21 protein-coding genes are annotated in these 20,437 nt (G+C 57.5%); 2 read left to right on the forward strand and 19 right to left on the reverse strand.

Annotation, left to right across the window (positions count from 1 at the left end; translation table 11 throughout):
- Window positions 1-10: 10 nt before the first annotated feature.
- From rpoS to cysG, 13 genes are all read right to left on the reverse strand, one after another.
- Window positions 11-1,003: an RNA polymerase sigma factor RpoS gene (gene rpoS, locus MX657_RS17860; protein WP_008499600.1), complete on the reverse strand. Its 993-nt coding sequence runs from the start codon at window positions 1,001-1,003 to the stop codon at window positions 11-13.
- Between the two features lie 59 nt (window positions 1,004-1,062).
- Complete coding sequence (gene nlpD, locus MX657_RS17865; protein ID WP_080330145.1) at window positions 1,063-2,187, reverse strand: murein hydrolase activator NlpD; 1,125 nt, start codon at window positions 2,185-2,187, stop codon at window positions 1,063-1,065.
- Window positions 2,188-2,303: 116 nt separating this feature from the next.
- Complete coding sequence (locus MX657_RS17870; protein ID WP_028014237.1) at window positions 2,304-2,930, reverse strand: protein-L-isoaspartate(D-aspartate) O-methyltransferase; 627 nt, start codon at window positions 2,928-2,930, stop codon at window positions 2,304-2,306.
- The gene (gene surE, locus MX657_RS17875; RefSeq protein WP_028014238.1) at window positions 2,924-3,685 is read right to left on the reverse strand and encodes a 5'/3'-nucleotidase SurE; all 762 of its coding nucleotides are present in this window, start codon (window positions 3,683-3,685) and stop codon (window positions 2,924-2,926) included. Before surE ends, MX657_RS17870 begins: the two co-directional genes overlap by 7 nt.
- The gene (gene truD, locus MX657_RS17880) at window positions 3,666-4,715 is read right to left on the reverse strand and encodes a tRNA pseudouridine(13) synthase TruD (protein ID WP_333017038.1); all 1,050 of its coding nucleotides are present in this window, start codon (window positions 4,713-4,715) and stop codon (window positions 3,666-3,668) included. The genes surE and truD overlap by 20 nt, the downstream gene beginning before the upstream one ends.
- Window positions 4,712-5,191 carry a 2-C-methyl-D-erythritol 2,4-cyclodiphosphate synthase gene (gene ispF / locus MX657_RS17885; RefSeq protein ID WP_043956768.1) on the reverse strand — a complete coding sequence of 160 codons (480 nt, stop codon included), beginning with the start codon at window positions 5,189-5,191 and terminating at the stop codon, window positions 4,712-4,714. The genes truD and ispF overlap by 4 nt, the downstream gene beginning before the upstream one ends.
- Window positions 5,191-5,901 carry a 2-C-methyl-D-erythritol 4-phosphate cytidylyltransferase gene (gene ispD / locus MX657_RS17890; RefSeq protein WP_346806277.1) on the reverse strand — a complete coding sequence of 237 codons (711 nt, stop codon included), beginning with the start codon at window positions 5,899-5,901 and terminating at the stop codon, window positions 5,191-5,193. Before ispD ends, ispF begins: the two co-directional genes overlap by 1 nt.
- Before the next feature lie 19 nt (window positions 5,902-5,920).
- The gene (gene ftsB / locus MX657_RS17895) at window positions 5,921-6,232 is read right to left on the reverse strand and encodes a cell division protein FtsB (RefSeq protein WP_003862095.1); all 312 of its coding nucleotides are present in this window, start codon (window positions 6,230-6,232) and stop codon (window positions 5,921-5,923) included.
- A gap of 79 nt (window positions 6,233-6,311) precedes the next feature.
- Window positions 6,312-6,638 (reverse strand): DUF3561 family protein, encoded by a 327-nt coding sequence (locus tag MX657_RS17900; RefSeq protein WP_061097242.1) that lies wholly within the window; start codon window positions 6,636-6,638, stop codon window positions 6,312-6,314.
- A 58-nt stretch (window positions 6,639-6,696) separates the two neighbouring features.
- On the reverse strand, window positions 6,697-7,302 hold the full coding sequence (cysC, locus tag MX657_RS17905; protein ID WP_028014242.1) for an adenylyl-sulfate kinase: 606 nt from the start codon (window positions 7,300-7,302) through the stop codon (window positions 6,697-6,699).
- Window positions 7,302-8,726, reverse strand: a complete 1,425-nt coding sequence (gene cysN, locus MX657_RS17910; RefSeq protein WP_346806280.1) for a sulfate adenylyltransferase subunit CysN — start codon at window positions 8,724-8,726, stop codon at window positions 7,302-7,304. Before cysN ends, cysC begins: the two co-directional genes overlap by 1 nt.
- Before the next feature lie 9 nt (window positions 8,727-8,735).
- Window positions 8,736-9,644 (reverse strand): sulfate adenylyltransferase subunit CysD, encoded by a 909-nt coding sequence (cysD, locus tag MX657_RS17915; RefSeq protein WP_006811770.1) that lies wholly within the window; start codon window positions 9,642-9,644, stop codon window positions 8,736-8,738.
- Window positions 9,645-9,653: 9 nt separating this feature from the next.
- Window positions 9,654-11,003, reverse strand: a complete 1,350-nt coding sequence (gene cysG, locus MX657_RS17920) for a siroheme synthase CysG (RefSeq protein ID WP_346808572.1) — start codon at window positions 11,001-11,003, stop codon at window positions 9,654-9,656.
- 246 nt (window positions 11,004-11,249) lie between these two features.
- Here cysG and MX657_RS17925 point away from each other — a divergent pair, with 246 nt between their 5' ends.
- Window positions 11,250-12,293 carry an aminopeptidase gene (locus MX657_RS17925; RefSeq protein WP_119916223.1) on the forward strand — a complete coding sequence of 348 codons (1,044 nt, stop codon included), beginning with the start codon at window positions 11,250-11,252 and terminating at the stop codon, window positions 12,291-12,293.
- A gap of 77 nt (window positions 12,294-12,370) precedes the next feature.
- On the opposite strand, the gene cysH is transcribed toward MX657_RS17925, so the two are convergent.
- Genes cysH through cysJ form a run of 3 tightly spaced genes read right to left on the reverse strand, consistent with a single transcriptional unit; the run spans window position 12,371 to window position 16,638 of the window.
- Window positions 12,371-13,105, reverse strand: coding sequence for a phosphoadenosine phosphosulfate reductase (gene cysH / locus MX657_RS17930; RefSeq protein ID WP_032675427.1), 735 nt, complete (start codon window positions 13,103-13,105; stop codon window positions 12,371-12,373).
- 15 nt (window positions 13,106-13,120) lie between these two features.
- Window positions 13,121-14,833, reverse strand: a complete 1,713-nt coding sequence (cysI, locus tag MX657_RS17935) for an assimilatory sulfite reductase (NADPH) hemoprotein subunit (RefSeq protein WP_080330137.1) — start codon at window positions 14,831-14,833, stop codon at window positions 13,121-13,123.
- Window positions 14,833-16,638 (reverse strand): NADPH-dependent assimilatory sulfite reductase flavoprotein subunit, encoded by a 1,806-nt coding sequence (gene cysJ / locus MX657_RS17940; RefSeq protein ID WP_346806284.1) that lies wholly within the window; start codon window positions 16,636-16,638, stop codon window positions 14,833-14,835. The genes cysI and cysJ overlap by 1 nt, the downstream gene beginning before the upstream one ends.
- A gap of 306 nt (window positions 16,639-16,944) precedes the next feature.
- Here cysJ and queD point away from each other — a divergent pair, with 306 nt between their 5' ends.
- Complete coding sequence (gene queD, locus MX657_RS17945) at window positions 16,945-17,307, forward strand: 6-carboxytetrahydropterin synthase QueD (protein ID WP_119916227.1); 363 nt, start codon at window positions 16,945-16,947, stop codon at window positions 17,305-17,307.
- A gap of 88 nt (window positions 17,308-17,395) precedes the next feature.
- Here queD and queE read toward each other — a convergent pair whose 3' ends face one another.
- Genes queE through MX657_RS17960 form a run of 3 tightly spaced genes read right to left on the reverse strand, consistent with a single transcriptional unit; the run spans window position 17,396 to window position 20,388 of the window.
- Entirely contained in the window at window positions 17,396-18,067 is a 672-nt protein-coding gene (gene queE, locus MX657_RS17950; RefSeq protein ID WP_119916228.1) for a 7-carboxy-7-deazaguanine synthase QueE, read from the reverse strand.
- Window positions 18,068-18,121: 54 nt separating this feature from the next.
- A complete protein-coding gene (locus MX657_RS17955) occupies window positions 18,122-18,829 on the reverse strand; it encodes an N-acetylmannosamine-6-phosphate 2-epimerase (protein ID WP_346806286.1) in 708 nt (235 codons plus the stop codon).
- Complete coding sequence (locus tag MX657_RS17960) at window positions 18,829-20,388, reverse strand: PTS transporter subunit EIIC (protein ID WP_346806288.1); 1,560 nt, start codon at window positions 20,386-20,388, stop codon at window positions 18,829-18,831. Before MX657_RS17960 ends, MX657_RS17955 begins: the two co-directional genes overlap by 1 nt.
- Between the last annotated feature and the right edge of the window lie 49 nt (window positions 20,389-20,437).

A 20,437-nucleotide genomic window follows, 5' to 3' on the forward strand; every position in this document is an offset into this window, starting at 1 on the left:
GAAAGGATGCTTATTCGCGGAACAGCGCTTCGATATTCAGACCTTGCCCCTGCAGGATTTCACGCAGGCGACGCAGACCTTCTACCTGAATCTGACGAACACGTTCACGGGTCAGGCCAATTTCGCGGCCGACGTCTTCCAGTGTCGCAGCTTCATACCCCAGTAAACCGAAACGACGTGCCAGCACTTCACGCTGTTTAGCGTTCAGTTCGAACAGCCATTTGACGATGCTTTGCTTCATGTCATCGTCCTGCGTGGTGTCTTCCGGGCCGTTGTCTTTTTCATCGGCCAGGATGTCCAGCAGCGCTTTTTCGGAGTCGCCACCCAGCGGGGTGTCAACCGAGGTAATGCGCTCGTTGAGACGCAGCATACGGCTTACGTCATCAACCGGTTTATCGAGTTGTTCGGCAATTTCTTCTGCGCTTGGCTCGTGGTCCAGCTTATGGGACAACTCGCGTGCGGTACGCAGATAAACGTTCAACTCTTTGACGATATGGATCGGCAGGCGGATCGTACGGGTCTGGTTCATAATAGCCCGTTCGATGGTCTGACGAATCCACCAGGTCGCGTAGGTTGAGAAACGGAACCCGCGTTCCGGGTCAAACTTCTCAACTGCGCGGATGAGACCTAAGTTGCCCTCTTCAATCAGATCCAGCAGAGCCAGACCACGATTGCCGTAACGGCGGGCAATTTTCACGACCAGTCGCAGGTTACTTTCAATCATGCGACGACGCGAGGCCACATCACCACGCAAAGCACGACGTGCGAAATAGACTTCTTCTTCGGCCGTTAGCAGTGGGGAGTAACCAATCTCCCCAAGGTAAAGCTGAGTCGCGTCCAGTACACGCTGTGTGGCGCCCTGCGATAACAGCTCTTCTTCAGCCAAATCGTTATCACTGGGTTCCTCTTCTACTAAGGCTTTTTCGTCAAAAGCCTCTACTCCGTTCTCATCAAATTCCGCGTCTTCATTTAAATCATGAACTTTCAGCGTATTCTGACTCATAAGGTGGCTCCTACCCGTGATCCCTGAACGAGACACCCTGGCTGGCATGCCCCGTCAATTTATCGCTGCGGCAAGTACTGCAGCGGGTTTACGGATTTCCCCTTGTAACGAATTTCAAAATGCAAGCGTGTAGAACTGGTTCCGGTGCTACCCATGGTAGCGATTTTTTGCCCCGCCTTAACTTCTTGTTGTTCCCGGACCAGCATTGTGTCGTTATGGGCGTAGGCACTCAGGTAATCATCGTTATGTTTGATGATAATAAGATTACCGTAACCGCGCAGTGCGTTACCGGCATACACAACGCGTCCATCTGCGGTCGCGATGATAGCCTGTCCTTTACTGCCTGCAATATCGATCCCTTTGTTGCCACCTTCAGAGGTTGCGAAGTTCTCGATAATCTTGCCGTCAGTTGGCCAGCGCCAGGTGGTGATTGACGAGCTGGCATTCTGACTGCTTGCAGTCGGTTCAGTAGAGCTAACCACAGGTGCCGTAACCGGTGCTGTGACAACAGTCGCAGTCCCTTTATTATTCGGCAACATTTTGTTAGCAGTCTGATCACCTGAATCCTCAGAATACGTAATTACAGGTTGTGAAGCAACCACCGTGGTGGATTTTTGTGCAGGCTTAACGCTGTTATTTTGCGCAGTCACATCGGCCGCTGAAACCGTGTTGCCAGGCGTCAGTGGCGTACCCGTTGCGTTGCCTACCTGGAGCGTTTGCCCGACTTCCAGACCATACGGGGCCTGGACGTTGTTACGCTGCGCGAGGTCACGGAAATCGTTCCCGGTGATCCACGCAATATAGAACAGCGTATCGCCGCGTTTCACGGTGTAGGTGCTGCCGCCGGTATAGCTGCCTTTCGGAATGTTCCCATACTGACGGTTATAGACTATGCGGCCATTTTGGGTCTGAACAGGTTGTTCGACTGGCTGAATCTGCGTTGGCTGCGTCGTTGGACGCTGAACCGGCTGGATTGGCGGATTTTGTTGCGCTGTGGCAGTCCCCATTTTAGGCGGAGGCGTGATCAACATTCCGCTGGACGTGTTACCCGAGCCGCTGTTTCCGCCAACGGAACTGACGGGCGCAGGCGCATTGTTAGAACTTGTACAGCCTGCCAGCCAGAGCGAAACCAGTGATAATGCCGCAACACGGCTGATGGTGAATTTAGGGCTTCCCGCGCTCATTTATCCCCCAGGAATGTGTTAACTACCAGTGACTTAAAATTAACCGTGATGACACGAGTCTTTCGCGCCACACCATACGCTGAATTTGCCTTAATAACCCTGGATAATTCCGAGTCTCAGGCCAACTCCCCCTTCACCAGAGGCACAAAGCGTACGGCTTCCACGGTGTCGATAATATACTCGCCGCCGCGCCGACGAACGCGCTTTAAAAGCTGCTGCTCGTCCCCGACGGGCAGAACAAGAATGCCCCCCTCATCCAGCTGCGACAACAGCGCAGCGGGAATTTCAGGCGGAGCCGCCGTCACGATGATAGCGTCAAACGGGGCGCGAGCCTGCCAACCCTGCCATCCATCACCGTGGCGTGTCGATACATTATGTAGATCGAGTTGTTTCAGGCGACGACGCGCCTGCCACTGCAGACCTTTGATCCGCTCTACGGAACAGACATGGTGAACCAGATGCGCCAGGATGGCGGTCTGATACCCCGACCCGGTGCCAATCTCCAGCACGCGGGAGTCGGGCGTGAGCTCCAGCAGCTCCGTCATCCGCGCCACCATGTAAGGCTGCGAAATCGTCTGGCCTTGCCCGATGGGCAGCGCCACGTTTTCCCACGCTTTGTGTTCAAACGCCTCGTCTACAAATTTCTCACGCGGAACCTGAGCAAGCGCTTCAAGCACGTGCTCGTCGCGGATCCCCTGTGCGCGAAGTTGTTCCAGAAGAGTTTGTACACGTTTGCTTACCATTGCGCGTTCACTCCTGCGCGATCCAGCCAGCCCGACACCACATCATGCGCGCTATACGCGGTTAAATCTACGTGCAGCGGAGTCACCGAGACATAGCCTTCATCCACGGCGGCAAAGTCGGTATCCGGACCCGCATCGCACTTATCGCCGGGAGGGCCGATCCAGTAAAGCGTGTTGCCACGAGGATCCTGCTGCGGGATCACCTGATCCGCCGGGTGCCGGCTTCCGCAACGCGTAACGCGAATGCCCTTAATCTCATTAAGAGGAAGGTCCGGCACGTTGATGTTGAGAATGCGCCCGGTACGCAGCGGCTCGCGGCCAAGCGCCCGCAGGATCGAGCAGGTCACCGCGGCGGCGGTGTCGTAGTGCGTGTGGCCGTTTAACGAGACCGCCAGCGCCGGAAACCCGAGATGGCGCCCTTCCATTGCGGCCGCCACGGTGCCGGAGTAAATCACATCATCGCCGAGGTTCGGCCCGGCGTTAATGCCGGAGACAACGATATCCGGACGCGGGCGCATCAGCGCGTTCACGCCCAGAAACACGCAGTCCGTCGGCGTGCCCATCTGGACGGCAATATCGCCATTTTCAAAGGTAAAGGTGCGAAGCGACGACTCCAGCGTCAGTGAGTTAGACGCTCCACTGCGGTTACGATCGGGAGCCACAACCTGCACATCCGCAAATTCACGGAGGTGCTTCGCCAGGGTCTGAATGCCCGGCGCGTGGATCCCATCATCGTTACTCAGCAATATTCGCATAATCACCCGAGGTGTTGATTAGTTCCCTGACAACACTGGTGGCAAAGCTACCTGCCGGCAGCCAGAAGCGTAACTCGACGGTTACGTCATCCCACCAGTTCCAGCTTAACTGCTGCGGATAGAGCAGCATCGCGCGGCGTGCTGCTTCGACTTTTTCCCGCACCAGCAAGGATTGTAATTCCGGTGCATCCGCCACGGCGGACTGCTCAGCGCTCAACGCGTCGCCCTGGCTGCCCCAGTCGCCTGAGCCCGGCAAAGCTGCGGTAATCATCAGCGCTTTGGCGTCCACGCGCGACTGAACATCGGCCATTTCTTCGGCCGTTGCCACAAACCAGCTTCCGCGTCCCGCTAATTGTAGCGCATCGCCAACAACAACTTGATTCGCGTCCGGTTTTTTCAGCCTTTCGCTCACAATCTGATTAAACAACGCGCTGCGGGCCGCCGACAACCAAAAACTGCGTTTATTCCTGTCGCGCACCGGCGCATCGCTTTGCGCCCAGCGCAGCGCACCCTGCAGGTTGCTGCCGCCAATGCCAAAGCGCTGCGCGCCAAAGTAGTTCGGAACGCCGCGTTCTTTGATGTCATTCAGGCGTTTTTCAACGTCTTCACGGTTAGTCACTTCACGAAGCACCAGCGTAAACGCGTTGCCTTTCAATGCCCCGAGGCGCAGCTTGCGCTTGTGGCGGGCGTACTCCAGTACCTTACAGCCCTCAAGCTCAAATTTGCTTAAATCAGGCATCGCATTGCCGGGCACGCGCGCGCAGAGCCACTGCTCGGTGACGGCGTGTTTATCTTTCTGCCCGGCAAAGCTCACTTCCCGGGCGTGAATTTTGAGGAATTTTGCCAGCGCATCGGCCACAAAGCGGGTGTTGCAGCCGTTTTTCAGAATACGCACCAGGATATGTTCGCCTTCGCCATCGGGCTCAAAGCCCAGATCCTCGACCACGAGGAAATCTTCCGGGCTGGCTTTCAGCACCCCGTAACCCTGCGGTTTTCCGTGCAGGTAAGTCAGGTTGTCAAAGTCCGTCATTTTGCCGCCTTCACCAGCAGCGCCACGGCTTCACAGGCAATCCCTTCGCCACGGCCGGTAAAGCCCAGCTTCTCCGTAGTGGTGGCTTTGACGTTGACGTCGTCCATGTGGCAGCCCAAATCTTCGGCAATAAACACGCGCATCTGCGGAATGTGCGGCAGCATCTTCGGGGCCTGAGCAATGATCGTCACATCAACGTTACCGAGGGTGTAGCCTTTCGCCTGAATGCGGCGCCACGCTTCGCGCAGCAGCGCGCGGCTGTCGGCCCCTTTAAAGGCCGGGTCGGTGTCCGGGAACAGCTTGCCGATATCGCCCAGCGCGGCAGCGCCCAGCAGCGCATCGGTCAGCGCATGTAGCGCCACGTCGCCATCAGAATGCGCCAGCAGCCCTTTTTCGTAAGGAATACGTACGCCGCCAATGATAATTGGGCCTTCTCCGCCAAAGGCGTGTACATCAAAACCGTGTCCAATTCGCATTATGCCTTCTCCTGATGGGTCGAACGGGTAAGATAAAATTCCGCGAGCTGTAAATCTTCCGGGCGCGTCACTTTTATATTATCAGCGCGCCCTTCAACAAGCTCAGGGTGAAAACCGCAATACTCCAGCGCGGAAGCTTCGTCCGTGATGGTCGCCCCTTCGTTAAGCGCACGTGTTAAGCAGTCGTGGAGCAGTTCGCGGGGGAAAAATTGCGGTGTCAGGGCGTGCCACAGGTCGACGCGCTCAACGGTGTGGGCGATAGCACGCTTGCCCGGCTCGGCACGCTTCATGGTGTCGCGCACCGGCGCGGCCAGAATGCCGCCCACTTTACTGGTTTCGCTCAGCGCCAGCAGGCGCGCAAGATCGTTCTGGTGCAGGCACGGACGCGCCGCGTCATGGACCAGCACCCACTGCGCGCTTCCGGCAGCCTGAATGCCCGCCAGCACGGAATCGGCGCGCTCGGCGCCGCCATCGACAACGGTAATTTGTGGGTGGTTTGCCAGCGGCAGCTGCGCAAAACGCGCATCGCCGGGACTGATGGCGATGACCACGTGCGTCACCCGCGGGTGCGCCAGCAGCGCCGCCACGGCGTGCTCAAGGATCGTTTTATCGCCAATTGAGAGGTACTGCTTGGGACATTCTGTCTGCATGCGCCGGCCAAAACCTGCGGCCGGCACCACGGCACATACGTCCGAAAAAGTTGCTGCCATGTCGTAATCCTGGGCCTGATTATCGATTGTTTTGTGCTGAGCCCTGATTGCGTTTAGACGCATCCGGAACCAGACGATAAAAGGTTTCGCCCGGCTTAGTCATACTGAGTTCATTGCGCGCGCGTTCCTCAATCGCTTCCTGGCCGCCATTGAGGTCATCAATTTCAGCAAAGAGTTGATCGTTTCGCGCCTTAAGTTTGGCATTAGTTGCCTGCTGAGCCGCGACGTCATCGCTCACCCGGCTGTAGTCGTGCAGTCCGTTCTTACCGAACCACAGCGAATATTGCAGCCAGACCAGCAAAGCCAGCAACAGCAGCGTTAGTTTACCCATCCTGCCCCCTGAAAAAACGGCATCATCATCCCATAACTTTCCGCTGGACTCTACTGCGGGGTTTTAATTATGTCGTAAGTTAGCCCATCAGCCATAAAAACAGCAGGCCAAAGATGGCGACAACGGTGGCAATCGTGATAACCGTACTGTACAGGAGCCTGCCGTTGAAAAGGGAGTGCAGCGCAACCCCTACAACGACCGCAACGGGCATTAGCGCCAGGAAGAAGGGCCAGGTGTAGAGAAAGAAGAAAAGGGTGTTACCACCGTAGATCAAAAACGGGATACCCAGCGCCAGTAACCACGACGCAAAGCCGACTATCGCCCCAGGGAAGGACCAGGTCGTCTCATCGTCGGTGGTTAACGGTTCCGACCCGGTGGTGATAATGTAGTTTTCACTGTTGCGCATAGCTAATCCTGTGACCGTGACTCATCGTGCGGGAAGACAGCTCCCGAACGATACCGCCTCAGGATCTGATAATATCGTCCCGTCTGAGCAGGTCTAATAATTGGCTTACTAAATTTGTTACCAATTGTTGACCTTCCAGGTGAATTTCAGGCGATTCAGGCGCTTCGTAAACCGAGTCAATTCCGGTGAAGTTTCGCAGCTCGCCGGCACGCGCTTTTTTGTACAGCCCTTTCGGGTCGCGCGCTTCGCAAATCTCCAGCGGCGTATCGACAAACACTTCAATAAAGCGATCCTGGCCCACGCGCTCGCGCACCATCTGGCGCTCGGCGCGGTGCGGAGAGATAAACGCCGTCAGCACCACCAGCCCGGCGTCCGCCATCAGGCTGGCGACTTCTCCCACCCGGCGGATGTTCTCTTTGCGGTCGTCGTCGCTAAAGCCCAAATCGCTGCACAGGCCGTGACGCACGTTGTCGCCATCCAGCAGGTAGGTACTCACCCCCTGCTGATGCAGCGCCTCTTCCAGCGCGCCCGCTACCGTGGATTTACCCGAGCCTGACAGCCCGGTAAACCACAGCACAACCCCACGGTGACCGTGGAGCTGTTCGCGCTGGGCGACGGTGACCGGATGAGGATGCCAGACGACGTTCTCATCATGGGCGGCCATTACTTGCCTCCCAGCAGATCGCGGGCGCCCCAGTGCGGGAAGTGCTTACGCACCAGTGCGTTAAGCTCCAGCTCGAAGGCGCTGAATTCAGAGGCCGCGGTCGCCTGCTCGTTTGGCTCACGCACCATCCCCGCACCAACGGTAACGTTCGTCAGACGGTCGATAAAGATCAGCCCGCCCGTCACCGGGTTCTGCTGATACGGATCCAGCACCAGCGGCTCGTCGAAGGTCAGATCCACCAGGCCAATACCGTTCAGCGGCAGCTCGCTCACGTCACGGTGGGTCAGGTTGTTGATGTCCACCTGGAACTGAATGCCGTCCACGCGGGCGCGGGTTTTCTTGCCCGCAATTTTGATGTCGTAGCTCTGGCCCGCGGTCAGCGGCTGTTCTGCCATCCACACTACGTCCACGGACGCGCCCTGCACCGCCGCCAGCGTTTCCTGCGCGTCGACCAGCAGGTCGCCGCGGCTGATATCAATTTCGTCTTTGAGCACCAGCGTGACCGCTTCACCCGCACCGGCCTCAGGCAGATCGCCGTCGAAGGTCACGATACGCGCAATCGCTGACTCCACGCCGGATGGCAGCACCTTCACGCGCTGTCCTGCCTTCACTGAGCCAGAAGCGATAGTGCCGGAGAAGCCGCGGAAATCGAGGTTAGGGCGGTTCACGTACTGCACCGGGAAGCGCATCGGCTGAGTGTCGACCACGCGCTGAATTTCAACGGTTTCGAGCACTTCCAGCAGCGTCGGGCCGCTGTACCACGGCATGTTCGTGCTCTGGGAGGCGACGTTATCCCCTTCCAGCGCCGAGAGGGGCACAAAGCGAATATCCAGGTTGCCCGGCAGCTGTTCGGCAAAGGTCAGGTAGCTCTGGCGGATCTCCTCGAATTTCTCTTCGCTGAAGTTCACCAGATCCATCTTGTTCACCGCCACCACCAGGTGTTTGATCCCAAGCAGCGTGGAGATAAAGCTGTGGCGACGGGTTTGATCCAGCACGCCTTTACGGGCGTCCATCAGCAGGATCGCCAGGTCGCAGGTGGAGGCACCGGTCGCCATATTGCGGGTGTACTGCTCGTGCCCCGGGGTGTCGGCGATAATAAATTTGCGCTTTTCAGTAGAGAAGTAGCGGTAGGCCACGTCGATGGTGATGCCCTGCTCGCGCTCCGCCTGCAGGCCGTCGACCAGCAGCGCCAGGTCGAGTTTTTCACCCTGGGTACCGTGACGCTTGCTGTCGTTGTGCAGGGAAGAGAGCTGATCTTCGTAAATCTGTCGCGTATCGTGCAGCAGGCGGCCAATCAGGGTACTTTTCCCGTCATCGACGCTGCCGCAGGTCAGAAAGCGCAGCAGGCTCTTGTGCTGCTGGGCATGCAGATACGCTTCTACGCCGCCTTCGTTGGCAATTTGTTGAGCAATAGTGGTGTTCATGGCGGCTCCTTAGAAATAACCCTGACGTTTCTTCAGCTCCATGGAGCCTGCCTGGTCGCGGTCAATCACGCGCCCCTGTCGCTCGCTGGTGGTAGACACCAGCATCTCTTCGATAATCTCCGGCAGCGTCTGCGCGCTGGATTCCACCGCGCCGGTCAGCGGCCAGCAGCCGAGGGTACGGAAACGGACCATCTGTTTTTTGATCACTTCACCCGGCTGCAGGTCAATGCGATCGTCGTCGATCATCATCAGCATGCCGTCACGTTCCAGCACCGGGCGCTCGGCGGCCAGATACAGCGGAACGATCTCAATGTTTTCCAGATAGATGTACTGCCAGATATCCAGCTCGGTCCAGTTCGAGAGCGGGAAGACGCGAATGCTTTCGCCCTTGTTGATCTGGCCGTTGTAGTTGTGCCACAGCTCCGGGCGCTGGTTTTTCGGATCCCAGCGGTGGAAGCGGTCGCGGAAGGAGTAGATACGCTCTTTGGCGCGGGATTTCTCCTCGTCACGGCGCGCGCCGCCGAAGGCCGCGTCAAAACCGTATTTGTTCAGCGCCTGCTTCAGCCCTTCGGTTTTCATGATATCGGTATGCTTGGCGCTGCCGTGAACGAACGGGTTAATGCCCATCGCCACCCCTTCCGGGTTTTTGTGCACCAGCAGCTCGCAGCCGTAGGCCTTCGCGGTGCGGTCGCGGAACTCGTACATTTCGCGGAATTTCCAGCCGGTATCCACATGCAGCAGCGGGAACGGTAGCGTACCCGGATAAAACGCTTTACGCGCCAGGTGCAGCATCACGCTGGAATCTTTACCGATGGAGTACATCATCACCGGGTTAGAAAACTCGGCGGCCACTTCGCGGATAATATGGATACTTTCCGCTTCAAGCTGCCGCAGGTGAGTAAGTCGTTTTTGGTCCATAACCGTTCCTTAAGCCAAATTTACAACAGAAGCGCCGAAGCCTTCTGTATCGGTTGTGTGCTGAAACCAGGCGAGCGTGCTGTGCAGCTGCACCACCTCTCCCACCACGATCAGGGCAGGCATCGGGGCGTCTTTCGCCAGGGTTGCAAGATGTTCCAGCGTGCCCGTCGCAACGTGCTGATCGACGCGCGTACCGCGAGAGATCACGGCTACCGGCGTCGCCGCCTCGCGACCGTGCTGAATAAGCTGTTCGCTGATGTCTGCCGCCTTCATCGTGCCCATGTAGATCGCCAGCGTCTGGCGGCTCTGGGCGAGATGCGACCAGTCGAACGGCGTGCTGTCGGCCTTGTAGTGGCCGGTCACAAAGGTCACGCTCTGGGCGTAATCGCGGTGGGTCAGCGGGATACCGGCGTAGGCCGTCACCGCCGATGCTGCCGTGATGCCAGGCACCACCTGGAACGGGACGCCCGCTTCGGCTGCCGCCTGCAGTTCTTCACCACCGCGCCCGAAGATAAACGGATCGCCCCCTTTCAGGCGCACCACGGTCTTGCCCGCTTTCGCGGCGTCAATCAGCATCTGATTGGTTTCATGCTGCGGGACGGAGTGCTCGCCCGCCCGTTTGCCGACGCAGATTTGCTCCGCGTCGCGACGGATCAGCTCGCGCACGCCGTCGGTAACCAGATGGTCGTAGAACACCACGTCCGCATCCTGAAGAACCTGGAGGCCACGCAGCGTCAGCAGACCGGCATCGCCCGGCCCCGCGCCCACCAGAATGATCTCCCCGCCCGTACTGCCGGGGTTATCCAGCTCGTCTTCGAGTATTTTCTGTGCCGCCGTCTCATTGCCCGCCTGCATCAGGCTGGCAAAGCGGCCGCGAAACACGCGCTCCCAGAAGCGACGACGTTCCGCCACGCTGGTCAAACGCGTTTTAAGATGATTTCGCCAGTAGCTCGCTTTCTCCGCCATGCGTCCGAGACTGGTCGGCAGCAGCGCTTCGATTTTTTCCCTCAGAACGCGCGCCAGCACCGGTGCGGTGCCGCCGGAAGAGATCGCCACCAGCAGCGGCGAACGGTCAACGATTGACGGGAAGATAAACGAGCATAACGGCTGGTCGTCCACCACGTTCACCAGGCGGTGACCGGCCTGGGCCGCGTCGGAAACCCGCCGGTTAAGTTCGTGATTTTCAGTAGCCGCAATCACCAGCACCACGCTGTCGATCTGCGACTCGTCAAAATCCGCCTCTGCAACGACCCGCACCTGCGCCCCCGCGCGCTGCAAAAACGCGATTTTGCGCTCGGCAATTTCACCCGTGCCGACAATTAGTACCGGTCGGTCTTTTAAGGCGGCAAAAAGGGGCAGATAGTCCACAGGCAACAACTCACTAACAACGAGGAATAGAGGGACTATAGGGGGCGGCTTAGATCGAATGAAATTACGAATTGGAATGAGTAGTTACTCAATGGAATAACGCCGTGAAAAAGCAAATACCAAAAAATGCTTAACACGCGAAATTTCGGGCATTTAAGAGCAATTCAAATTGTGTATGGACGATCACAGTTTCATACTAGGCGGGTTATTATTTTGCTCTGTTTTTAAGGACTCACTATGTTTTCCGCAACGCGCCACCGTATTGCTGCCCTGGCGCTCGGCGTTTGCTTTATCCTTCCGGCTCAGGCAAAAAATCAACCTTATGGTGAAATCGCCAATATGCAGGCGCGGCATATTGCCACCGTCTTCCCTGGCCGCATGACCGGCTCACCCGCGGAGATGCTCTCCGCCGACTATATTCGCCAGCAGTTTGCCGATATGGGCTACCAGAGCGATATCCGCTCGTTTCACAGCCGCTACGTCTATACCTCACGCAATAAAACAAAAAACTGGCATAACGTGACCGGCAGTACGGTGATTGCCGCGCACGAAGGTCGCGCGGCTGAACAGATTATTATTATGGCGCACCTGGATACCTACGCCCCGATGAGCGATGCCGATACGGATAACAACCTCGGCGGTCTGACGCTGCAGGGCATGGACGATAACGCAGCAGGCCTCGGCGTGATGCTTGAACTGGCTGAACGCCTTAAAAATATTCCGACGAAATACGGTATTCGCTTTGTGGCGACCAGCGGTGAAGAAGAAGGGAAACTCGGCGCTGAGAATCTCCTTAAGCGGATGAGCGCTGAGGAGAAGAAAAATACGCTGCTGGTGATTAACCTCGATAATTTAATCGTTGGCGATAAGCTCTATTTCAACAGCGGACAGAGTACGCCGGGTACCGTGCGCAAGCTGACGCGCGACCGGGCGCTGGCGATTGCCCGCAGCCATGGGGTTTATGCCACCAGTAATCCCGGTGGAAATCCGGCTTATCCACGTGGAACGGGCTGCTGTAACGACGGCGAAGTGTTCGATAAAGCGGGCATTCCGGTGCTGTACGTGGAAGCAACAAACTGGACGCTGGGGGAAAAAGACGGCTACCAGCAGCGGGCCAAATCAAAGGCCTTCCCGGACGGAACGAGCTGGCATAATGTGATGCTGGATAATCAGCAGCATATCGATCGCGCCCTGCCGCAGCGGATTGAACACCGCAGCCGAGACGTGGTGAAGGTGATGCTGCCGCTGGTGAAGGAGCTGGCGAAAGCGGGGAAAGCGTAGTGCGTTATTTTTTCCCCACCCCTCACCCTAACCCTCTCCCCAAAGGGGAGAGGCCAGGGGTGAGGGGCAGTGAGAGTTTACCCTTCGTGCAGCCCGCACTCGCGCTTCAGCCCGAAGAATCGCGTCTCTTCTTCCGCCATTCCCGGTTCCCATTTGCGCGTGGTGTGGGTATCCCCCACGGACAGGTAGCCCTGATCCCACAGCGGATGGTACTTGAGCCCGTGTTTTTGCAGGTACTGATACACCGTGCGGTTATCCCAGTCGATAATCGGCAGCACTTTGAACACGCCGCGCTGTACCGCCAGTACAGGTAAGGTTGCGCGGCTCCCGGACTGCTCGCGGCGCAGGCCGGCAAACCACGTCTGGGCGTTAAGCTCTTTCAGCGCCCGGTTCATCGGCTCAACCTTGTTGATCTCATTGTATTTCTCAATGCCCTCAACGCCCTGCTCCCACAGCTTGCCGTAGCGCGCCTCCTGCCAGGCCGCGCTTTCCGTCGCGCGGTAGACTTTGAGGTTCAGCCTGAGCTTATCCGTCAGCTCATCGATAAACTGGTAGGTCTCCGGGAACAGATAGCCGGTATCGGTGAGGATCACCGGAATGTCCGGACGGATCTGATTCACCAGATGCAGGCTGACCGCCGCCTGAATACCAAAGCTCGACGACAGCACATAGTCTCCCGGCAGGTTTTCCAGCGCCCACGCCACGCGCCCTTCGGCGTCCAGCTTTTCAAGGTGGGCGTTAGTTTCTGCCAGGGCCAGAATGCGTTCGACTTTTGGCAAGTCATTAAGGGCGTTTAGATCGAGTACGGACATAATTACCTCTCGTGGTTACTCCCAGAAATCCCTTGCGGGATCGAGCACCGGGCGAATGATGCCCGCACGCACCGTAAAGTCGCCGAAGCCTTCACCCGCTTCGCGCTCTTTCGCCCAGCGCCCGACAAGCTCGTCGATGGAATCAAGAATTTCCGGCTCGGTGATGTTCTCGCGGAACATGCGCGGAATGCGCGTGCCGATACGGTTACCGCCCAGGTGCAGGTTATAGCGACCCGGCGCTTTCCCTACCAGACCGAGTTCGGCCAGCATCGCACGGCCGCAGCCGTTCGGGCAGCCCGTCACGCGCATAACAATATGCTCGTCCGGAATCCCGTGTTTTTCCAGAATCGCTTCCACTTTGTCAGTGAATGACGGCAGGAAACGTTCCGCTTCCGCCATCGCCAGCGGACAGGTCGGGAACGACACGCAGGCCATCGAGTTTTCACGCTGCGGCTTAACCGCATCCATTAACCCGTGATCGCGCGCCAGCTTCTCAATCTTCGCCTTCTGGCTCTCCGGCACGCCGGCAATAATGAGATTCTGGTTAGCGGTAATGCGGAACTCGCCTTTGTGGATCTTCGCAATTTCCAGCAGACCGGTTTTCAGCGGACGGCCCGGATAATCCAGAATACGACCGTTTTCAATAAACAGCGTCAGGTGCCATTTATTGTCGATGCCTTTCACCCAGCCGATGCGATCGCCGCGACCGGTAAATTCGTAAGGGCGGATCGGCTCAAATTTGATGCCCGCGCGACGTTCCACTTCCTCTTTAAACGTTTCAACGCCCACACGCTCCAGGGTGTATTTGGTTTTCGCGTTTTTACGGTCGGTACGGTTGCCCCAGTCGCGCTGGGTGGTCACTACCGCTTCCGCCACGGCCAGCGTGTGCTCCAGCGGCAGGAAGCCAAACTCGCTCGCGGTGCGGGCGTAGGTTTTCTTGTTACCGTGCTCAATGGACAGGCCGCCGCCCACCAGCAGGTTAAAGCCAACCAGCTTGCCGTTCTCGGCAATCGCCACGAAGTTCATGTCGTTGGCGTGCAGATCGATATCGTTCTGCGGTGGGATCACGACCGTGGTTTTAAACTTACGCGGCAGATAGGTCTGGCCGAGGATCGGTTCTTCGTCGGTGGTGGCGACTTTCTCCTGATCGAGCCAGATCTCCGCATAGGCGCGGGTGCGCGGCAACAGGTGCTCGGAGATCTTTTTCGCCCACTCATACGCTTCGGCATGCAGCTCGGACTCGTACGGGTTCGAAGTGCAGAGCACGTTACGGTTCATGTCGTTGGCGGTCGCGAGCGCGTCCAGCCCGACGGAGTGGAGCATCTGGTGTACCGGCTTCACGTTCTTCTTCAGAATCCCATGGAACTGGAAGGTCTGACGGTTAGTGAGGCGGATGCTGCCATAAATGGTGTTTTCACCCGCAAATTTGTCGATGGCCTGCCACTGTCTGGTGGTGATCACCCCGCCCGGCAGGCGGCAGCGCAGCAGCATCGCGTGGCGCGGCTCCAGCTTCTGTTCGGCGCGCTCGGCGCGGATATCGCGGTCGTCCTGCTGGTACATACCGTGGAAACGGATCAGCAGGAAGTTGTCGCCTTTGAAGCCGCCAGTCAGACCGTCATTTAAATCTTCGGCAATGGTACCGCGCAGGTAGTTGCTCTCTACCTTCATGCGCTCGGCATCAGACAGTTTGCCTTCGACCACCAGTGGGCCAGGATGTTTTTCGCTCATTAGTAGACATCTCGCTGATAACGGCGCTCTACGCGCAGCTCACTTAAAAATTCATCCGCCGCTTCGGCATCCATACCGCCGAATTCGGCAATCACTTCCAGCAGTGCCTGCTCAACGTCTTTCGCCATGCGATTGGCGTCGCCGCAGACATAAATGTGGGCACCGTCATTGATCCAGCGCCACAGCTCTGCGCCCTGTTCGCGCAGTTTGTCTTGTACGTATACTTTTTCTTTCTGGTCTCGGGACCAGGCCAGGTCAATGCGGGTCAGTACGCCTTCTTTCACATAGCGCTGCCACTCAACCTGGTAGAGGAAATCTTCGGTAAAGTGCGGGTTGCCGAAGAACAGCCAGTTTTTACCCGGCGCTTCATCTGCGGCACGCTGCTGCATGAAGGCGCGGAACGGCGCAATGCCGGTGCCCGGGCCAATCATGATCACCGGGGTTTCCGGGTTCGCTGGCAGGCGGAAGTTGTCGTTGTGCTCGATAAAGACGCGCACTTCGCCCTCTTCTTCCACGCGATCGGCCAGGAAGCTCGACGCCCCACCCGCGCGGGCGCGGCCTTCGATGTCGTAGCGCACTACACCAACGGTAACATGCACTTCGCTTTCCACTTCAGCCTGCGAAGAGGCGATGGAGTAGAGGCGTGGGGTCAGCGGACGCAGCAGACCAACCAGCGCATCGGCATCCAGTTGCGCCGGAGAGAAGCGCACCATATCGACAATCGGCGTCGTCGCGGCGTAATGCTGCAGCTTCGCTTTGTCGCCCACCAGCGGCAGCAAGGATTCGCTGCGCGTTAAGGTGGCGTAATTTTCGACGATATTCGGCGTGTTCACCGTCAGCTCGAAATGCCACTGCAGCGCTTCGGAGAGCGGCAGGGTTTTGCCGTCAACGGTGACGGGCTCGTCACCCTTCAGCCACAGCAGCTCGACAAGCTCTTTCACCAGCGCCGGATCGTTCTGATACCAGACGCCCAGGGCATCGCCGGGCTGATAGCGCAGGCCCGAGTCGCCAAGATCGATTTCAATATGGCGCACGTCTTTTTCAGAATCGCGGCCTGTAATTTTCTGGTTCACCGACAGGCTCGCCGTCAGCGGCGACTCTTTGGTGTACGGGCTGGTGTGGATTTCATTGACGGTGCCCGCAGCGGTCACGGCGGCCTGCGCTGGCGACTCTTTCGGGACGCGGGCTTTCAGCACCTCAACGATGCGCGCACGCCATTCGGCGGCGGCAGTCTGGTATTCCACATCCGCATCTACGCGGTCCAGCAGGCGTTCAGCGCCCAGCTCTGCCAGCTTGCTGTCGAAGTCTTTACCGGACTGGCAGAAGAATTCATAGGAGGTATCGCCCAGGCCAAAGACGGCAAACGCGGTGCCATCCAGTTTTGGCGCTTTTTTCGAGAACAGGAACTTGTGCAGCGCCACCGCTTCTTCAGCGGGTTCACCTTCGCCCTGCGTTGAGGCGACCACCACCAGCAGTTTTTCCGACGCGATTTGTTTGAATTTATAATCCCCGGCGTTGACCAGGTTCACGTTCAGTTTTGCAGCGAGCAGGTCATCACGCAGCGCTTCGGCCACGCGGCGGGCGTTGCCCGTCTGCGAGGCGCTGATCAGCGTAATGGCAGGAATTTCCACGGCCGTTGACGGTGCGCCAGCCACAGCGCCAGGCTGCTGGTTGAGCATTCCCCAGAAATAACCGGAGACCCAGGCAAGCTGAGTGGGAGAAAAATCAGAGGTGGCAGCCTGAAGGCGCGCCAGTTGCTCCGGGTTAAGGGGAAGCAAATTTGAAGGTGGGGCCTGTGTTGTCATGCGTCGTTATGTTCCAGTAGCCAAGCGGACTTTAAGCGAATAAATCCAAACTGAAGATAAGGTTAACGGCGTGGATAATAACAATTAAAGAAGGGATGGAAATAATAAATAACCAAATGGACTAACCTGTTTTAGTTATCGTTCTTAGCGATAAAACCGATTGAATAACCATTTGAAATAAAAGAATAAAAAACAATAATCACCCTGAATACCGGGCGTTCACCGTTCAGAGCCGTTTTAGTTAATGCTAAAAATTGTGCTTTCCGGTACTATGCGGCGGTTTTTTCCGCATTACTGAGAGCGATCATGTCCACCACACTGTTTAAAGATTTCACCTTCGAAGCCGCCCACCACCTTCCGCACGTTCCTGCAGGACATAAATGCGGCCGCCTGCACGGGCATTCGTTTATGGTGCGTCTTGAGATCACCGGTGAAGTTGATCCGCATACCGGTTGGATCATGGATTTTGCCGAACTGAAGGCCGCGTTTAAGCCAACCTACGATCGTCTGGATCATTATTACCTGAATGATATCCCGGGCCTTGAAAACCCGACCAGCGAAGTGCTGGCAAAATGGATTTGGGATCAGATGAAGCCGCTGGTGCCGCTGCTGAGCGCGGTGATGATCAAAGAGACCTGTACCGCTGGCTGTATCTATCGCGGGGAGTGATGCTTGCCGGGTGGCGGCTTCGCCTTACCCGGCCTACAAAAGCCTCGAACCGTAGGCTCGGTAAGCGCTAGCGCCACCGGGCTTTTTTTCAGGCAATATTCAGGTACTTGTGCGTCTGCATCGACAGGCGCCAGTTACGCGCAATACAGGTTTCAATGCACAGACGCGTCGCATCCTCTTTCTGGCTGATCGGCTGCAGGGCAATCACCCGCAGCTTCTCATCCGTCAGCGTCGCCAGCAGTTCGTCCAGGGCTTCGATATCGCGCACGCGCCCTACCGGGTGCTTAATTTCATCCGCGCGCTCCAGCGCCTGAGACAGCACGTCATACCCGCCGCGCATATTCACTTTTGGCGATACCGTCACCCAGGTGGTGTGCGAGCAGCGCACTTCATGGGTGCCGCTGGTTTCAATCTGACAGCTGTAGCCGTTCTTTTCGAGCAGCTCGGTCAGCGGCGTCAGATCGTGGATGCAGGGTTCACCGCCGGTGATCACCACGTGGCGCGCCGTCCAGCCCTGGCGACCAATAATCGCCAGCAGATCTTCTGCACTGCCCGCGCCCCACTTATCGCTCTCTTTGGTTTTCGCCAGTATGCTAAACAGCGACACTTCCCGATCTGCGAGCTTATCCCACGTATGTTTGGTATCACACCAGGCACAGCCAACCGGGCATCCCTGTAAACGAATGAAAATAGCGGGAACGCCGGTAAAGTAACCCTCGCCTTGCAGGGTCTGGAACATCTCGTTAATCGGGTACTGCATAGTCATCTCAGTAAAGGGGATAAACGATAAGTATCGCAGATCCCCGCCGGATGGTCATGCTCCATCGGTGCTTTGCGCGCCAATCGCCGCCATAAAACGCCCGGTAATTTGCTGTGGGCGGGTGATCGCCCCGCCGACGACAACCGTATGCGCGCCCAGCGCCAGACAACGGGCCGCGCGATCGGGGGTATCCACGTTGCCTTCGGCAATCACGGGAACCGTCACGGCAGCCAGCACAGCCTTCAGGAACGCGCAGTCGTTCTCCGGAAGCGAATGACCTGCCGTTTCCGCCGTATAGCCGTAAAGCGTAGTGCCGACGCAGTCAAAGCCAAGCGCCTGCGCCGTTCCGGCCTCTTCAACCGTGGAAATATCCGCCATCAGCAGTACCGAGGGGTAACGTGAGCGGATGCGCGTCACCAGCGTTTCCAGGGATTCACCGCCAGGACGTTCCCGCGCCGTCGCATCAAGGGCAATGATTTCCGGAGAGACAGCCATGAGCTCATCCACCTCTTTCATCGTGGCGGTGATAAACACCCCGCTTTCCGGGTAATCCCGTTTGATGATGCCGATGACAGGCAAAGAGACCTGCTGTTTAATGGCCGCGATATCCACCACGCTGTTGGCGCGGATGGCGGCGGCTCCGCCCTGTGCCGCCGCCAGCGCCATCCGCGACATGATAAACGGGCTGTGCAGCGGTTCATTTTCCAGCGCCTGACAGGAGACGACCAGTTTTCCTTTCAGGGTATCCAGTACAGTTTTCATTACGATAAGATCTCTTCCACTTCGTTTTTGATAATCGTGACGTGCGGGCCATAGATGACCTGAACACCGTTACCGCGCACGATAACGCCGCGCGCGCCGGTGGCTTTCAGCGCCGTGTCATTCACTTTGCTGCCGTCCTTCACCGTCACGCGAAGCCGCGTGGCGCAGCAGTCCACCTCTTCCAGATTCTCTTTTCCGCCTAACCCGGCGATCACCGCAACGGCGCGCTCGCTTTGCGGCAGGCTGACGTCATCAACCATCGCCTCCTTTTCCCGGCCCGGCGTGGCGAAATCAAAGCGGTTAATCAGATAACGGAAGGTGAAGTAGTAGAGGAAGAACCACGGCACGCCGACCAGCGGAACGAACATCCAGTTGGTTTTTGCCTCTCCCTGCAAAATGCCGAACAGCACGAAGTCAATAAAGCCGCCGGAGAAGGTCTGCCCGATGGTGATGTGCAGCATGTGCGCGAACATAAACGCCAGCCCGTCAAACAGCGCATGAATGACGTACAACACCGGGGCAATAAACAGGAAGGAGAACTCGATGGGCTCGGTAATTCCCGTCAGGAACGAGGTTAACGCCGCAGAGAGCAGCAGCCCGGCAACCCGCTTTTTGTTCTCCGGTTTCGCCGTGTGGTACATAGCCAGACACGCGCCGAGCAGGCCAAACATCATCGTGATAAAACGCCCGGACATGAAGCGCGATGTGCCTTCATAGAAGTGCTGCGTGTTCGGGTCGGCGAGCTGAGCGAAGAAGATCCGCTGCGTGCCTTCCACCAGATGGCCGTTAACAATCTCGCTGCCGCCAAGCGCGGTGGTCCAGAACGGCAGATAGAAGATGTGGTGCAAACCAAACGGGCCAAGCATGCGTAAAATGAAGCCGTACAGCAGGGTGCCCAGATAACCGGTGGCATCCACCAGCCCGCCGAGACCAAAAATCAGTTTCTGGAAATGCGGCCAGATCACGGTCATGAGCGCGCCAACGAGTATCGCCGCCAGCGAACTGATAATGGGGACAAAACGCGAGCCGCCAAAAAAGCCCAGGAACTGCGGAAGCGCAATCTTGTTGAAACGATGGTGCAGCGCGCACGTCACCAGCCCAATAACCACGCCGCCAAACACGCCCGTTTCCAGCGTCTGAATACCCAGGGTCATGCCCTGCCCTACGGCTCCAGGGTTTTCATGCGCCAGTTTACCCGTGAGGATCAGCAGCGCGTTGATGGTGGCGTTCATCACCAGAAACGCGAGTAGCGCCGCCAGACCAGCCGTGCCCTTATCCCTTTTTGCCAACCCGACGGCTACCCCAACCGCAAACAGCACCGAGAGGTTTGCAAACACAATTGAACCGGCGCTGCTCATGATGGTGAAGATGGCCTGCAGCCAGCCCACATCTAAAAACGGATAGGCCGCCAGCGTATTGGGATTTGATAACGCCCCGCCGATACCGAGCAGCAGACCCGCTGCGGGCAACACGGCAATAGGCAACATAAAGGATTTGCCAAAGCGCTGCGCTTTTTCAAACCATCCCCCTGAAGAAGCCCCACTGAATATTTGCATCATTTTTTCATCCCCCCATTAAACGATGAAAATTTTTACCATATTAATTTTT

This window comes from Enterobacter chuandaensis, assembly GCF_039718975.1.
GTDB lineage: Bacteria > Pseudomonadota > Gammaproteobacteria > Enterobacterales > Enterobacteriaceae > Enterobacter > Enterobacter chuandaensis.

Bases quoted from the DNA above. Each gene is read 5' to 3' on its own strand.
- rpoS (WP_008499600.1), bottom strand. From the start codon at position 1,003: ATGAGTCAGAATACGCTGAAAGTTCATGATTTAAATGAAGACGCGGAA.
- nlpD (WP_080330145.1), bottom strand. From the start codon at position 2,187: ATGAGCGCGGGAAGCCCTAAATTCACCATCAGCCGTGTTGCGGCATTA.
- MX657_RS17870 (WP_028014237.1), bottom strand. From the start codon at position 2,930: ATGGTAAGCAAACGTGTACAAACTCTTCTGGAACAACTTCGCGCACAG.
- surE (WP_028014238.1), bottom strand. From the start codon at position 3,685: ATGCGAATATTGCTGAGTAACGATGATGGGATCCACGCGCCGGGCATT.
- truD (WP_333017038.1), bottom strand. From the start codon at position 4,715: ATGACGGACTTTGACAACCTGACTTACCTGCACGGAAAACCGCAGGGT.
- ispF (WP_043956768.1), bottom strand. From the start codon at position 5,191: ATGCGAATTGGACACGGTTTTGATGTACACGCCTTTGGCGGAGAAGGC.
- ispD (WP_346806277.1), bottom strand. From the start codon at position 5,901: ATGGCAGCAACTTTTTCGGACGTATGTGCCGTGGTGCCGGCCGCAGGT.
- ftsB (WP_003862095.1), bottom strand. From the start codon at position 6,232: ATGGGTAAACTAACGCTGCTGTTGCTGGCTTTGCTGGTCTGGCTGCAA.
- MX657_RS17900 (WP_061097242.1), bottom strand. From the start codon at position 6,638: ATGCGCAACAGTGAAAACTACATTATCACCACCGGGTCGGAACCGTTA.
- cysC (WP_028014242.1), bottom strand. From the start codon at position 7,302: ATGGCCGCCCATGATGAGAACGTCGTCTGGCATCCTCATCCGGTCACC.
- cysN (WP_346806280.1), bottom strand. From the start codon at position 8,726: ATGAACACCACTATTGCTCAACAAATTGCCAACGAAGGCGGCGTAGAA.
- cysD (WP_006811770.1), bottom strand. From the start codon at position 9,644: ATGGACCAAAAACGACTTACTCACCTGCGGCAGCTTGAAGCGGAAAGT.
- MX657_RS17925 (WP_119916223.1), top strand. From the start codon at position 11,250: ATGTTTTCCGCAACGCGCCACCGTATTGCTGCCCTGGCGCTCGGCGTT.
- cysH (WP_032675427.1), bottom strand. From the start codon at position 13,105: ATGTCCGTACTCGATCTAAACGCCCTTAATGACTTGCCAAAAGTCGAA.
- cysI (WP_080330137.1), bottom strand. From the start codon at position 14,833: ATGAGCGAAAAACATCCTGGCCCACTGGTGGTCGAAGGCAAACTGTCT.
- cysJ (WP_346806284.1), bottom strand. From the start codon at position 16,638: ATGACAACACAGGCCCCACCTTCAAATTTGCTTCCCCTTAACCCGGAG.
- queD (WP_119916227.1), top strand. From the start codon at position 16,945: ATGTCCACCACACTGTTTAAAGATTTCACCTTCGAAGCCGCCCACCAC.
- queE (WP_119916228.1), bottom strand. From the start codon at position 18,067: ATGCAGTACCCGATTAACGAGATGTTCCAGACCCTGCAAGGCGAGGGT.
- MX657_RS17955 (WP_346806286.1), bottom strand. From the start codon at position 18,829: ATGAAAACTGTACTGGATACCCTGAAAGGAAAACTGGTCGTCTCCTGT.
- MX657_RS17960 (WP_346806288.1), bottom strand. From the start codon at position 20,388: ATGATGCAAATATTCAGTGGGGCTTCTTCAGGGGGATGGTTTGAAAAA.